Consider the following 245-nt stretch of genomic DNA (forward strand, 5'->3'; position numbering starts at 1 on the left):
CCTACTTTAAATGGTTGGTCGGAGAAGTTTCAGGAGGAGATGACTTGATCGCAAACTTCATCGATCAAGATGCAGCAACTCTTAAAAAAGTATTGGATACGATTGGCCAAGATATTGCAAGTTTGAGCCAACGAATCATTAAAGAAGCAGGAGCAGACGGGATCTACCTCAGTGTTCAAAGTATCCAAGATGCGCGTGTTACACAAGAAGTTTATAAAAACATTATTGCACCGAGTGAACTCCAT

The 245-nt window shown here is 40.8% G+C and carries 1 pseudogene; it reads left to right on the top strand.

The annotated features are described in order from the left end of the window. Nucleotides 1–245: pseudogene (locus SPADD19_RS11215) on the top strand (uroporphyrinogen decarboxylase family protein); the annotation flags it as partial.

Source organism: Streptococcus parasanguinis, assembly GCF_001578955.1.
Taxonomy (GTDB): Bacteria; Bacillota; Bacilli; order Lactobacillales; family Streptococcaceae; genus Streptococcus; species Streptococcus parasanguinis_U.